The 14,022-nt window shown below is 38.2% G+C and carries 13 protein-coding genes; 11 read left to right on the forward strand and 2 right to left on the reverse strand.

Annotated features, from left to right (window positions below; translation table 11 throughout):
• Positions 1–22: 22 nt before the first annotated feature.
• Both secA2 and IGI89_RS09230 read right to left on the reverse strand, forming a co-directional pair.
• Complete coding sequence (gene secA2, locus IGI89_RS09225) at positions 23–2,392, reverse strand: accessory Sec system translocase SecA2 (RefSeq protein ID WP_438735566.1); 2,370 nt, start codon at positions 2,390–2,392, stop codon at positions 23–25.
• A gap of 46 nt (positions 2,393–2,438) precedes the next feature.
• A complete protein-coding gene (locus tag IGI89_RS09230) occupies positions 2,439–2,834 on the reverse strand; it encodes a hypothetical protein (protein WP_244732300.1) in 396 nt (131 codons plus the stop codon).
• 323 nt (positions 2,835–3,157) lie between these two features.
• Between IGI89_RS09230 and IGI89_RS09235 the strand changes: the two genes are divergently transcribed.
• The 11 genes from IGI89_RS09235 to IGI89_RS09285 are packed head-to-tail and all read left to right on the forward strand — an operon-like array spanning position 3,158 to position 14,017.
• Positions 3,158–4,375, forward strand: coding sequence for a preprotein translocase subunit SecY (locus IGI89_RS09235; RefSeq protein WP_034872023.1), 1,218 nt, complete (start codon positions 3,158–3,160; stop codon positions 4,373–4,375).
• Positions 4,376–4,396: 21 nt separating this feature from the next.
• On the forward strand, positions 4,397–5,998 hold the full coding sequence (asp1, locus tag IGI89_RS09240) for an accessory Sec system protein Asp1 (RefSeq protein WP_223347114.1): 1,602 nt from the start codon (positions 4,397–4,399) through the stop codon (positions 5,996–5,998).
• Positions 5,988–7,571: an accessory Sec system protein Asp2 gene (asp2, locus tag IGI89_RS09245; RefSeq protein ID WP_144331068.1), complete on the forward strand. Its 1,584-nt coding sequence runs from the start codon at positions 5,988–5,990 to the stop codon at positions 7,569–7,571. Before asp1 ends, asp2 begins: the two co-directional genes overlap by 11 nt.
• A 15-nt stretch (positions 7,572–7,586) precedes the next feature.
• Positions 7,587–8,492 (forward strand): accessory Sec system protein Asp3, encoded by a 906-nt coding sequence (gene asp3 / locus IGI89_RS09250; RefSeq protein ID WP_225869308.1) that lies wholly within the window; start codon positions 7,587–7,589, stop codon positions 8,490–8,492.
• A 16-nt stretch (positions 8,493–8,508) separates the two neighbouring features.
• Positions 8,509–9,948, forward strand: coding sequence for a glycosyltransferase (locus tag IGI89_RS09255; RefSeq protein WP_420656997.1), 1,440 nt, complete (start codon positions 8,509–8,511; stop codon positions 9,946–9,948).
• Complete coding sequence (locus IGI89_RS09260; RefSeq protein WP_429967337.1) at positions 9,938–10,786, forward strand: hypothetical protein; 849 nt, start codon at positions 9,938–9,940, stop codon at positions 10,784–10,786. Before IGI89_RS09255 ends, IGI89_RS09260 begins: the two co-directional genes overlap by 11 nt.
• A 7-nt stretch (positions 10,787–10,793) precedes the next feature.
• A complete protein-coding gene (locus IGI89_RS09265) occupies positions 10,794–11,351 on the forward strand; it encodes a hypothetical protein (RefSeq protein ID WP_086332624.1) in 558 nt (185 codons plus the stop codon).
• A 58-nt stretch (positions 11,352–11,409) separates the two neighbouring features.
• A complete protein-coding gene (locus IGI89_RS09270; RefSeq protein WP_034872028.1) occupies positions 11,410–11,592 on the forward strand; it encodes a hypothetical protein in 183 nt (60 codons plus the stop codon).
• A 45-nt stretch (positions 11,593–11,637) separates the two neighbouring features.
• A complete protein-coding gene (locus IGI89_RS09275; RefSeq protein WP_081117484.1) occupies positions 11,638–12,624 on the forward strand; it encodes a helix-turn-helix domain-containing protein in 987 nt (328 codons plus the stop codon).
• Entirely contained in the window at positions 12,621–13,637 is a 1,017-nt protein-coding gene (locus tag IGI89_RS09280) for a sugar transferase (protein ID WP_016612581.1), read from the forward strand. Before IGI89_RS09275 ends, IGI89_RS09280 begins: the two co-directional genes overlap by 4 nt.
• Positions 13,634–14,017 (forward strand): hypothetical protein, encoded by a 384-nt coding sequence (locus tag IGI89_RS09285; protein WP_016612582.1) that lies wholly within the window; start codon positions 13,634–13,636, stop codon positions 14,015–14,017. The genes IGI89_RS09280 and IGI89_RS09285 overlap by 4 nt, the downstream gene beginning before the upstream one ends.
• Positions 14,018–14,022 lie beyond the last annotated feature (5 nt).

A 14,022-nucleotide genomic window follows, 5' to 3' on the forward strand; every position in this document is an offset into this window, starting at 1 on the left:
AACTGTGATGCTTTTTTATTGGCTATGGAAATTCAACATCGAATGAACCATCTTCTGTTTTTACCAACTCGGATAATAATAAATTTCTGACTGCTTCTAGATAAATGGCTTCACGCATTTCAGTAAAAGAACGATGTGCTTCTACTTGAAATTCATAGATGGGGCGATGTTGTCCCCAGTTTCGCCCATTGATGACTGTTTTCAATTGTTGCAGGTTGTCTGATTGTTCGATCCAAAGAGTATCTAAGGCTTTTAAAAGAATGATTCGCTTGAAAAACAGCTGTTGGAAACTATCTGGCATAAATTGTTGAATGTGAATCAAACGCTCTGAAATCAGATCCAATAAAAATTTTTTGACCGTTCGCTTATTAAATTTATCTAGTTTCTCGATTTCAAAAACATCAAAATTATAGTCCAAATTATTAAAGATAAAATCAAGGATCGCTTGTTGATTTAGGTTCTCTTTTTTAGTGGTGAATTGATTGATTGTTTCTTCTATGCATTGATTAATGATGTTTTCTAACTCGACAGGGGTACCTTTCATAATGCTGTTTCTCATGCTGTACATTTTGTCTCTTTGAATGGTAATAATTGAGTCAAATTCTAGCGTCGTTTGACGTCCGGCAATTTCTTGATTTTTGCGATTGCTTTGAGACTGATTGATTAGTTTATTGTATTTTTTCTTTTTTAAGGGCGTGAGATCACTGGATAATTCTTCTTGTTCAGTTAATAATTCTCGTTCGTCGGCGGCCCATTTGGGTGCACTTTCAACCACGATTTTGTCTTCCATAGATACATAGAAAATACTGTCACCCGGATCTCCTTGACGTCCAGAGCGGCCCCGAAGCTGATTGTCAATTCGGTCACTGGTCATCCGCTCAGTTCCTACTACTAATAGACCACCATTTTCCCGTGCGTCTTCTTCCAGTTTAATATCTGTACCACGCCCAGCCATTGAAGTAGCCACAGTTACGGCACCTTTTTTACCAGCTTCTGAGATGATCCAGGATTCCTTGGTCGCTGTTGTAGCGTTTAAAAGATTATGAGGGATTCGATGCTTTAAGAGAATCAGGGAGTATAACGTCGACATTGAGACTGATCCTGTCTCAATCAATACGGGGCGTTCTTGCGTCAAAGCATTTCTTACTGCTTCTAAAGAAGCCATGATTTTCGACTGATTGGTCACATAGACCAGATCCTGATGATCTTTTCGGCGAATGGGTTTATTTGTCGGGATTTCGATTACGTCAATATCATACGTTTCTCGAAATTCGTCGGCGTCTGTTTTGGCAGTACCAGTCATTCCGGACAAAATTTTAAATTTTCGGAATAGGTTTTGGTAGGTAATGGAGCCCATGGATCGGCTCTCTGTAGTAATCTCTACGCCTTCTTTCGCTTCGATTGCTTGATGAAGGCCAGCTTGTAGTTTTGTTCCAATCAGCTTACGTCCATTTGCTTCATCAAGCAAAAGAATCTCGTTGTCCTCCACAACATAGTCTTTGTTTAAGTGTAAGAGATAATTGGCCCGTAAGGCAATGACTAAATGACGGTAAAGACTTTTCCATTTTTCTGAAAGAATAGTTTCAATACCTAAGTAGTCTTCGGCTTTTTTTATGCCTGCTTCTGTAAACCAAGCGTGACGTTTGTTTTCACTCCTCATAAAGTCTTTACCTTCAATCAAGCTTTTCACAAACCAATCAGATAGCGTAAAAAAATTTGACTGAACTTTGGGTGCTCCTGAAATGATCAATGGCGTTTGCGCCATATCAAGTAATATTGCATCGATTTCATCTATCAGTACATAATTGAAGTGGGTGACATATTGTTCGTCTGGAGAAACAGCCAAGTTGTCAAATAAATAGTCAAAGCCCAGTGCGCTATGCGTCGTATAGACGATGTCTGCTGCATAGACCACCTCTTTATCGATTTCTTCTCCTTCATCTTCATGTTCAGGAACACCTGCAGCCACGGTTAGTCCTAGAAAACGATAGACTTTTCCCGTTTCTTCAATATCTCGCAAGGCTAAATACGTATTAGAAGTAATCAAGAAATTGCCTTTGCCTCCCAGACCATGTAAATACATCGGCATGGTTGCGGTCAATGTTTTTCCTTCTCCGGTTTTCATTTCAGCAACATTGCCGTAAAAAAGAGCAATTGCGCCAAGAATTTGAACAAAATAAGGCTCCATTCCCAAGACACGACGGTCTGCTTCGACAACGACAGCATAGGCTTGCGGGAGTAAACTCTCCAGTTTTTTGCCCTGTTCGAGTTGTTGTCGAAAATGAATGGTTTGCATTTGCAATTCTTGATCTGATAATTGCCGATAGTTTTCTGCTAGACTTTGAACTTTTCTCGCCAACCGAATATACTTGCGAAACTTTTTATCTTTCATTTTTTTGTTCCTCCTTTCAAAAACTTATATTGCTTGTGGCTTAAGCTTAATCAGCAATGCTTTCTAATTTAGCACGAATCATGACGTCGTCTAGGTCAAAAAGATATTCCCTCATCAAATCATTGGCTTCTAAAAAAAAGACGATCTTTCCCTTCTGAGTAACTAGTTTCATCTTTCTTGATGCAATAAGTGGTTCTTCGTTTTGATCCAGCAGCGCTTCACCAGAACTTGTTACGAAGTGAAGTGAAAACGTATAGGTTTTGGTGCTATCCATATTATAGTAGGGAAATTCACCGTGATAGATGGACTCTTGATCAACTGCTTCCAAAGAGTCATCAGTCCGCAAAACGACAGCTTTTAGGTTTAACTTAGGCGTCGTTTCATTGTCAGGGACCCTAGATTCTGTAGTCGGTGTTTCGTTGACTGTTAAATTTTCTTTCAAAAAAAAGATACCTCCTAAGAGCAAAACGAGAGGTATGATGACTTCAATTAGTTTTTTCATAGTAAAGACCTTCTTTTGGGGGCTATTTCTCAGGAAATTCTCCCTTTTTTTCTTTTCCAATCCTTGTATTTCTCTGATGACCATTTAAAGTGAGTAGTTTTTACTTATTTGAATTTAAAACGATGATACCACAATGACCAACCTCACCTTTTCCTTTTTTTTTTTTATTTCAACAAAAAACAAGTACAAAAGGCAATTTTAAACCTGTTACTATTTTGTTAAACCTTGCAGATTAAAAAAAAGTAAGAAAATTGGAGATGAAAATGAAGAATCAAAAAGAACTCATTCGAAGAATAATCGCGAGCTTTTTCCTTTTGTTCATTGTTGAGATAGGTAAGCATATCCAGGTTCCTTTTTTTATTTCAGAAAAGATACCAGAGGAATCAACTAGTTTGATTCTGAAATTTTTAGCGACATCAACCGGTGGGAATTTTACTGTTCCAACGCTTTTTTCTTTAGGGATGGGCCCGTATATGACTGCCCTGATCATCTGGACAACGATCAGCATGATTGATACAGAAAGTATCGGAAATCTTTCCACCAAACGAATTGGGTATATTCAACGCAGTTTGACTCTTTTATTTGCTATCCTTCAAAGTTGCGCACTGGTTTTAAAATTTCGTTCCTCAATGATTGATCAAAAAGCAATTGGAGGCTCTATTGTCCTGTTGTTTTTAGGAGCAGTTCTTCTTTTGACGGCTGGGGGATTGTTCGTTGCATGGCTAGCTGATATCAACATTGATAAAGGAATTGGAGGTCAAAGTCTGTTTATTGTTCCAGGTTTACTGATGAATATCCCAGCTATGTTAATTTCGGGACAAACAGAATCCGTTCATTTAAGTCAAAACTTTATTATCGGGTTAGTTATGGTGACCTTAGTTTTTATTTATCTCACACTCTTCCTGTACAATGCAGAATACCGTATCAATATTGAACGGACAGGTATCGACAGTCGCTTTAACAATTCATATATTCCTATTCGACTTTTACCTGCCGGGGCAATGCCTTTCATGTTTGCAGTAACCGTCTTTTCAATGCCACAGCTTTTACTATTGAACGAAAAGTGGGGAGACACAGGCTTTTCAAATTTTATTACGACTTACTTTTCCTTTAATAATGTGCGGGGTATTTTCACTTATGGTCTGATTCTCTATGTTTTAGGTTACGGATTTAGTTTTATAAATGTTCGACCATACGATATAGCCAAAAATCTAAAAGAGACGGGAGATTACATTTTAAATGTTGCTCCTGGCAAACAGACAGAGCGATATATATTGAAGCGTTTATCAACCGTTGCATTACTTGGCAACAGTTATCTTGTGATCGTTTCAATGATTCCCTTGTTGATTGGATTGCAAAATCAAATCATTTCCAACTTAGCTTTTTATTTCGGAAGTATTTTTATGTTGATCATCATTTTAGAAACTATCACAAATGAAATACGGTTCCTCTTTTCCAGACATACTTACCGGATTTTTTAGAGGATGTTAGGAGGCAATTTTTTGAATTATTTTATCCCTGATTGGACGACCAGTAGTGGCAATTTAGAAAGTGATTATATGATGAATATCATTCAGCTTTTCAAGAACAATCGAGAACCGTATCACTTATTGTTATTGGAGCATATACCGTTTTTACGTTATCAGATGCATGCATATGAATTAGAAGTAGCGCAAATGACTTCGCTTTATGATCGCTTGCAAGACATTCAAAAAACCAATGGATTTCCCTTAGATGTCGATGACTTGCCTCTTGCTCAGAATGTTGAGAAGGTCTATACACCTTTTGGAATCACGCTGATTAAGGAAAATCAACCATTTGGTGAAATTCGGTTCAATTCATTTGGTTTTGCAGAACAGATGTCTATAATGACGGAACCTTATCGACAAATCCTCTTTTTCGATGATCGGGGATTTATTTCTGCAAAATCGTTCCAGAATGACAAAGGGGAACAAGTAAAGAAGATTTATTATAACGAATCGGGAATGGAAAAATGTGTGGAATACTTTGGAGAAAATCCACAGATTGAGCTGATAAATCCTCAAAGAATTGGGCTAAAGAAAAGTCAGTATCAAAGCATGGATGAACTTCTTTTAGAGATGATGAATCAATTTCAACTGAATCTTGAGCCAGAAGATCAAACAATTTGTTTGACAAATGAGCGGAGTCTACGATTGGTCAAAACGAACGAGGAACGAAAAAGAGTGATCCAGATCGTTTCTGATGCCCACAGACTTTCAACTTGTGCATCAGATGAAAAAGCAGCATTATGGGCTGGCGAAAATAAAATCATTACGGATTCGACTAGTAATCAAACAGCGCTTTTCTCTTTAATGAAACAGTCCGGTGTCAATGACCTATCTCGGATACAGCGCATACCTATTTACACAACTTCTTTTCAGCTGGGCAATAGCAACTCCATTCCCCAGCTGGTTCTTTATTGGAACGCCGGTGAGCTTAACGAAGACGTTCGGAGAATCCATCATCTATTACTGCAAAAAGTTATTCAGAATGATCGTTATGACTTAATTATCGAAACGACGACATTCCAAAGCGAAGTCGTTTTACGAGAAGCACAAAAAGAACTGGTTGATACTCACTTCGGTGTCGATAGTGAATCTGAGGAGTATCAAAAGGTATTAAAGTATTTCGAAGCAAAAAAGGCGAAAAAGTTATTTAAAACGGATGAAGAGGCGATTGAAGAGATCCGAGAAAGCAAAAATTGGCGAAATCTAGTAGAGGCAGTTGATGTCAATTTTAGGATTCACTTTCGTTTGGATTCTCATCTCACCACGATTCGTCAGGATTTCAATGAGACACGATTGTATATTGATTTGTCTGCTGAAGTTGATGTCCAGAAACAAGCACTAGCTGTTAGTGCAGGGATTCCTCAGCTTGTTAGGAAGAAAACCGATTATGTGGATGACCAAAAGAATGGGCAAATCATTGGTCAAATTAGAGAATTAGATGCAGCAATCGCTTTTTACCTGGACGATTTAAATAATTGGAACCAAGCATTGGTGGAAAATATTAGTTATATTGAGCGTTTTAGTGAGGAAAATATTATTAAACAATGGAGGGAGTTGCTAGAGGGTGTCGTCTAAACAGATTCAGGTATTTCATGTTGCAGCTGTTTCTTCTGAGGGGCAAAAGCAGCTTTCTCCTTTGTTTGCCTATCAGTGGCTTCCGTTGGCCTATGATTTCAGAAAAGATGAGCAGGAGCTACAGCTGTTTAAGAAAGACAAATATAATACCAAATACCATCGGGCAATTTTTCTTCTAGAGGAAAATGCCGCGATTCTTGAAAATTTGGAATTTTTAAAACAATTGCCAGCCTACCAAATATTTTACGAAGAAAATGGGCAGCTATCTCCAGAAGTTCAAGCGCTATTCACATTAAAAGCAGCGAATCCTTTTGATAAAAAGCAGCTAGAAAATGTTTTTCGTACGATCAATGAGCAATTCTCAGCAAAGCAACAAGGATATAAGCTATCTATGGATCACATGAAATTTAATAAAACTGTCCCGTTGCAGATCGTTAAAGAAGGACATGCAGCCTGTCAGGTAAAGGCACAACTGACATCAGACGATCAGCAAATAACTACTTGGAAAATGACTAACCTGATACCTAAAAACGAACGCACCTGTTTTTATCCGGAGATCGCAGATGTTCAAGGAGAAGTGACATTAAAAATCAAACTCTTTTTCATTAAAGAAAACACGAATCAAGTCATCCAAGTGATTGAGGTCCTTCACGATCAAATCATAAATGGGGAGCCGGTTTACTTCAAATTAGATCAAAATTCATACATCAATGTTTCATTGTATGCCAAAGGAAATCGAGGGCAATTTACGATCGGGCAGATGCACCTGCGAAGAGCAATGGCAGATGAAAGTGTCATGATTCCAGGAGGCGGACGGATTCGGGATGAAGAGAATCTGGGGGGCGAAGTGATCTATTACTTTAATCCGGGAGATTTAAAACCTCCATTAGCGGTTTATTTTTCTGGCTATCGTTCAGCGGAAGGATTTGAAGGCCGTGGGATGATGGGAAGTATGGGCTGTCCGTTTCTGCTGATTGGTGACCCTCGTTTAGAAGGTGGGAATTTCTATCTAGGCAGCCAGAAATTCGAACAAGAAATCGTAGCGATCATCTTAGGGAAACTAGCACTGCTAGGATTTGATAAGTCAGACCTCATTTTATCCGGATTATCGATGGGCACGTTTGGGGCGCTGTATTTTGCTAGCGATTTAAGCCCAAACAGTGTCATTGTGGGAAAACCGTTGACGAATCTTGGTTCCATTGCTCTAAATGAACGCATCAATCGACCAACTGGATTTCCAACCTCATTGGATATGCTGCTTTACAATATTGGGGTTGTTTCAAAAGAAGCGAGCAGTCAATTGAATGAACGGTTCTGGAGCAAATTCAAAAGTGGCGATTATCGGGAGACAACCTTTGCGATCGCCTATATGAAACAAGACGATTACGACATGGAGGCATTTCCAATGTTGTTTGAATTTTTAAAAAATAATTTCCCCATGACTCGTGTTCTGTATAAAGGCATGATCGGCCGACATAACGATAATAGTCCTGCCATCAATAATTGGTTTTTGAAACAATACAAAAATATTCTCGTGCATACATTTCACCGCGATATCAAGAAAATATTATAGGGAATGAGGGAGTCGATGAATAGTTTATATCGTATCAAGTGGGGGATCGACTTTAATGACAATTATAATTATGGCGCAAAAATAGCTTATATGCCCTCTGGGGATGTCTTGTACTCTTCTCCTTTGATGCCTCCAGGCGTCAGTATTAAATCTTGGTATTCGAAAACAGAATTTCATATTAGTCGGAAATCACCAATGCTACCAATGTTACTGCCTGGATACAAGTACGAGTTAACACTTCATGCTGCATTCGATCGTAAGGAAGCAGTACAGCTATTGGTGGAATTTTTTGATAAGGATGGGTTTCTCCTTGAAAAACTAGTCTTCGAAACAAACCAAGAATGTTTTCTCTTTCCGCAAGGTGCCACTGATTATCAGATTCATATGGTAAACAAAAAGCATCAAGAGATTCATTTTAAGGAATTGGTTTTATCCACTAAGGAGAATCAAGCATTTGAAGTGGTTCCTATAAATGCAACCACTGGAGCAAACCAAGGCTCAAACATAGCAACCAGCGTTGTTGCGGTTACACCGTTGGTTGAGAAACATGCTGCATTATCGGTCGTATTTGAAAAACAGAACAGCTATGTCAAAGAATATTCACTTTCAGATTTTGAAGCAGGATTGTTTGTTGAACCGGATACTAAGGCTGCATCATCGTATTTGGAAGTATTGCTTGAACAAATCTATCAGCGAAGCGATAGTCCCGAAAAAATCAACCTTAAAATGGGACAAAATTTTTCTTTGCTGGAGTCTTGTTACCACGAAGATTTTTCTGTATTAGCTTTATTATTTGCAAAGCCAAATAAAGAAGCCGAAGCACCCGAGCTTATGGATCGTCTGCAAAAAAAGATCGCACTTAATCAAAGGGCACTAAAAGTTTTAGAGAATGTAAAAGAAAACAGGAAAAAATCAACCTAATAAAGAGGGGGACATCATGAATTTTTTTGTAAATAAAGCAATGGGGATTGGTAATTCTGGTGTGGAACATGCACAGTTCTATCGTGCTGCTTGTTTTGATAGAAAAAATATTCCCTATAAGTATATTTTTATGGAGCTAGTGAAGAATCTCCATGAAGCCATGGCGGCTTGGAAAATACCAGATGATAAAGTCATCTCCATGTGGGAATATTTTGCACTAGAAGGTGATTATTTAAGGCAAGGGGCTAAAGCAGTTTTTACTGCACAACAAGATCTCTTAGTAGATGCTACGAACACACATAGAATCAAAGAAACCATCACGTCATCAGGATTAAAAATCGTTGAGCATATGGAAAAATCTCCTAGTCCAAAAAAGGAAGGCTTACTGCTAGTTTCGGATTATCGGGTAGAGATTTTTGACTATCGAACGAATCAAAGAAAAATCATGTACAGTTATCGAAATGATTCGCATCGAGGAAGAGTAATGACGAATATTCATTTGTTTGCTTTCAAAGGCAAACATCGTTTCTTTAGAAATGAAGTCTTATTGCAGCGATTTTTCTTTAAACAACTGATAGAAGAATTCCCAGAAACCAAAAGTATCATCATTGATCGGGGGGAGGAAAGCGAGGCTGCTTTATATGATCATTGTCCTCCGGAAATCAAATTGATTGAGATCGTTCATGCCGATCATTTATCTGATCGTGACGTAGCTAGCGCACCTCTTTGGAACAATTACTATGAATTTGCTTTGACGCATTTGGAACAAGTCGCTCATATCGTTGTTGCGACAGAATTGCAAAGGCAAGATTTGTTGATCGATTTCCCAAACGAGTCCAAAAAAATTGTGACGATCCCGGTGGGAGGGATTCGCGATGTGACAGAAGATTCATTTGAATTAGGCAAACAACAGGCAGAAAAGTTTGTGACAGTCTCTCGTTTGGCATCCGAAAAGCACATTGATCTTGTGATGCGGGCAATTGCTGCAGCAAAAAAAGAACATCCAACGATCTCTTTAGACATCTATGGTCAAGGGGGAGAAGAAGGTAAGTTAAAAGCAGTGATCAAGGAGTTGAATGCAGAAGAGTACATTCGGTTAAAAGGGCATTCTCATGCAATCAATGAAGTATATCCTGATTATGATGCATTTATCTCTGGTTCTTTTTCAGAAGGTTTCGGATTGACTTATATTGAAGCTTTAAATGCAGGATTGCCAATTGTAACCTTCAAGGCTCGTTTTGGGGCCATGGAGTTGATCAAAGAAGGAGTCAATGGTTATTTGAAAGATTTTTCTAGAACTGATGAAGCTTATACTATTCAGCAACTAACAGAGGGCATTCGTCAGTTGACTGCTTCTGATCTGAACCAACTTAAAGCCAATACCCGCAAGTCTGTACGAATGTTTCAAGACGCGATAATTGCAGAGAAATGGAGTGAGTTGATCGATGCATTATGAATTAGTCACCGTGATCCGACCAAATGACCGAATTTGGATGGCACAAAAATCACGAATCAAAGAAGGAAGTCAAGTGTTGTCCATCTCACCGAGTCCAAATTTTCAAGCGATACTCCAAAAAGAAGCCTTGCAGGGAATAAATATTTTAGATCAAGTGACACAGCGCAGTCACGATCCAGAAGCCTTTCTGTTTTTTAACCAAGTACCAACAGCTTACTCTACAGAAGTTTATATGAACGAGGACCGGACCATTTCCTTGATCACTGATGGAGATGAAGTAGGTAAAGTGAGCTTGTATCCTATGACTAGAAGACATGTCAAAGAAGTTCGCTACTTTTATCCTGATGGCACGACAGATTTCATTGAAGAATATGCCGCAGATGGGAAATTATTCTCAACTATTTATTACTGCAATGACCAGGTTCAAGAGATTGCTTTTTTCAATGATCAGCAACAAAGTATTCTGAATTACTATTTTTATCAAGGCACCATCAATTTAGTCACGATTCGTGATACAGAAACATTCAAGGTAACTCAAAAATTTAACACAACACTTGATTTCATTCGTGATCAGTTAGCTTTTCGGTTAACAGAAAATGATACAGTTGGCATTTCATATATGGGGTTAGAATTATTTTCTCTAGCAAAATCCAACTCGACAAATACACTTTATCTGGAAGAATCGCCGCTTGATGGCAAAGGGAATATCAAAGGGAACTTAATGAGTATTTTAGATGACCGCGTTCCTTATATTCATAAGGTAGAAGTCGATCAAAAGAATTATCAGTTGTTGGCAAACAAAAATGTATGCATGGACAAAGTTGTGTTGAAAGGATGAAGACAAAATGAAAAAAATGAAAACCACTGAATTGTATGAGCAAATTATGTTGTTAATAAAAGAGAACAGCGGGTCCATGCTCACTTTTGAGAAGGAACAAGAGGAAGCAAAGAAACTTTTTGCTCATCAAAACGCATTGATTGATCAGCTGATTCAAATCAATCAAGAAATGAAAGCAATGATGAACAAGTCAGAAAACGATATCGATCTAAATGTGATCCAAACATTAAAAAAACAATTCAATGCATCTTTTGAGCAGCAACAGGAGGAGCAAAATAAATTACAAATGATTTATGAGAAGCTCTTTTCTGCTTATGAGGTTGAAAAGCAAATGCTTCGAACCTATTTTTTGAATGAAACCGAGCAGATCATTGATCGGTTAACCTCAACCGTCGAAAGACAAGATAACGATGTGAATCAATTGAGTCAAGAGCTGATTGATGAGCTTCGGGCAGTGGAAATAGCAGAGGTAGTGAATGAGATAGCTACAAACGAAAATGAACCAGTAGAAAATGTTTCAGAACTGAGTGAATCACTACAACTGGCAGACGATCAGAACCAGTAGATAAACCAGTTTTCTTCATAGTTGTTTGCCGAAAATAAACTGGGAAGAGGTGATTTCGTTGGCGAATAATCAGCTAGAAAAAACGATTCAAGCGGGATTTCAAGAAGAACGAGAAAACGTAAGAAATCACTCAGAAGAAAAGAAAAAGGGCAAAGCGATCACCATCGTGCTTTCCTTAGTTATGTCGATCGTGATCCTTGGATCGTTGGTTTATTCTTTATTGGAAGCATTACAGAAGTAAGAATAAAAATAGGTCCTGCATTTTAGAAAAAAGGATTTGAAAAATATGGAAACTAGATTACTAAGCGTTTGTCGATTAATTAGCACGATCAACCCAGACTTAAAGATACCTGATACATCAGTCGTTGCTGTCAATATTGATCGCGAGAAATTAGAAGAGATACGCAAATGTAAAGGACTATCTGTGAAATCTTTTGAAAGAAAGATTGGGTTATCTCGCTCACGGTACTATAGATGGGTACAATATGAGATCGACTTGCCCTTCGAATTGGTTGTTGGCATCAAGAAAATGTTGAGCATATCTGATACCGAATTGTTAGACATGTTTGCAATGTCAACAGATGAACAACTTCATCTATTAAGTGTATTGATTTATAGCTCTTTATCAACGAAAGAGGACATGTTTGTTACCTTTATGAAAGTCAGAAAAGAGTTAGAAAAATTTCGCTCCTCTACTGAGGATAATACGATGTTTAAACTTATGTTGGCCTATTCTGACCTCGTATTTGGTTGTATGAACCAGAAAGTTCCGGATGCAAGTTTAGAAATGCTTGAAACATTTTTTCTGGGAACTGATTTTTATACATTATTTGACAGCCTTTTATATTTAGCTACATTACGCATCAAACAGCGCTATGGCTTGCACGCTTCATCTTTAGAAAAACAAATTTTTTTGTTAGAGAGCTGCCTTTTAAAGAAAATAAATTCGACTGATTTTACGGAACTGCGGCCAGTCTTGGTAGGCGCCGTATTAGATTTATCAGAATGTTTGGTAGACATCCAACGCTGTGATGATGCGGTTCAATTACTTCAACATGCAAGTCGTTTAATGGAGGAACATTGGCATATTGATGTCTATAATCAGACAGTTCTAAAACTAGTCAAATATTTGCTGCTTACAAGGAATACTGCACAAGAAGATCCTGCTGTACAACTGTTTTCTAAAAATTTGAAGGGTGCAGAATGGTGCTTACCGAAAGATGAAGTGATGTTTGTGCGGGCAATGATGGAAAAGGAGATGGGACAAGCGTGAATCGGTGGGTGACGACGATCATTGAATCGAATGCAGCAGATTCAGTCAAAAAAGCGAAAGTAGATGTTTTTCACATTGCCAATGGGATGGATTATCAACCTTTATATATTTATCGTTATATCGATGAGAATGAAGATGATTATGCACTTATGTCAAGGATTGATGGCATTACAGCTGGTGTCGCTTATGAAGATATCGTGGTCTATCAATATCCAAGTTATAACGGAGCCCATTTTGACCGAATGTTCTTACAAAGAATGAAACAAAGAGGGATTTACACGAGTTTATTCATCCATGACGCTGAGATGTTACGTGGGAAAGTCGATTTTGATGAATCTGCTCTTTTCAATGAAGCAACAGTATTGATCGTTCATAGCCAAGCTATGCAGACAGCCTTAGTCGAAAGAGGCGTGACACGGAGAATGATCCAAAAACCATTTTTCGACTATCAGCATCAAGATGTTAGTGTCAGTCATGAAAGACCAGAAAAACGAGTTGTCTTTGCAGGAAATTTGGCAAAAACCCGTTTTCTACAGCAGTGGCCCAATCGCACGGAAATTCTTGTATACGGCGATAAAAACGACAGTCATTTTGGTCCGAATGTTCATTATTGTGGTGTTTTTGAGCAAGAAGAATTGGTTCGTAGGATGGAGAAAAATGGTTTCGGACTTGCGTGGGATGATAAGTTGCCTGATGGTGGTGACTACCAACAATATACGAAGTATAATGCACCGCACAAAATCTCGTTGTATCTCTCGTTAGGAATCCCTGTCATTGTATGGAAAGAAGCAGCTATAGCAGAGATGGTACAGAAACTGGAACTTGGCATTACTATCAACGCAATTGAAGACATTGATCATCAATTAAGTGAGTTAACAGATGAAGAGCTGCTGCGGATAAAAAATAATGTTCTTTCATTTAGTTGTTTACTGCAATCAGGAATATTTACTAGAACGGCACTGATGGATTCAGAAGTGAAAATACTCCTAGGCAAAGGAGCAAGTCAAGCATGAAACAATCGATGAGTACAAAGAAGTTATCCGCAATCATTCAAATCAGCGAACTAGATCAGATGTTGACTGATTTGAAACAAGCGATCGAACAACGGGATAGTAAAATTGCGCGATTACAACAAATGATTTTAGAAAAACGACAGTCAGCCATTGGTTATCGCGATTTTATTGTCTTAAAGAATAGCCAAGAAGAATTGAGAGAGTTATGCAAAAAAATTGACTTGCAGCTGGTCAAAACCAATGAGCTTTTACGGCATATACGTAATACAAAAGTAATTTTCAGCGACTTGTTGCTTTTAGAAGCAGAAGTCAACGAACAAATGAGTAAAATTCAGGAACTGTCCAATGCATTCTTTATCCAAGAAGAGGCAGGAAAATAGAGGAT

Source organism: Enterococcus sp. AZ141, from assembly GCF_051714385.1.
In the GTDB taxonomy this organism is placed as follows: domain Bacteria; phylum Bacillota; class Bacilli; order Lactobacillales; family Enterococcaceae; genus Enterococcus_D; species Enterococcus_D entomosocium.

Bases quoted from the DNA above. Each gene is read 5' to 3' on its own strand.
- asp3 (WP_225869308.1), top strand. From the start codon at position 7,587: ATGAATAGTTTATATCGTATCAAGTGGGGGATCGACTTTAATGACAAT.
- IGI89_RS09260 (WP_429967337.1), top strand. From the start codon at position 9,938: ATGCATTATGAATTAGTCACCGTGATCCGACCAAATGACCGAATTTGG.
- IGI89_RS09265 (WP_086332624.1), top strand. From the start codon at position 10,794: ATGAAAAAAATGAAAACCACTGAATTGTATGAGCAAATTATGTTGTTA.
- IGI89_RS09255 (WP_420656997.1), top strand. From the start codon at position 8,509: ATGAATTTTTTTGTAAATAAAGCAATGGGGATTGGTAATTCTGGTGTG.
- IGI89_RS09275 (WP_081117484.1), top strand. From the start codon at position 11,638: ATGGAAACTAGATTACTAAGCGTTTGTCGATTAATTAGCACGATCAAC.
- secA2 (WP_438735566.1), bottom strand. From the start codon at position 2,392: ATGAAAGATAAAAAGTTTCGCAAGTATATTCGGTTGGCGAGAAAAGTT.
- IGI89_RS09285 (WP_016612582.1), top strand. From the start codon at position 13,634: ATGAAACAATCGATGAGTACAAAGAAGTTATCCGCAATCATTCAAATC.
- IGI89_RS09235 (WP_034872023.1), top strand. From the start codon at position 3,158: ATGAAGAATCAAAAAGAACTCATTCGAAGAATAATCGCGAGCTTTTTC.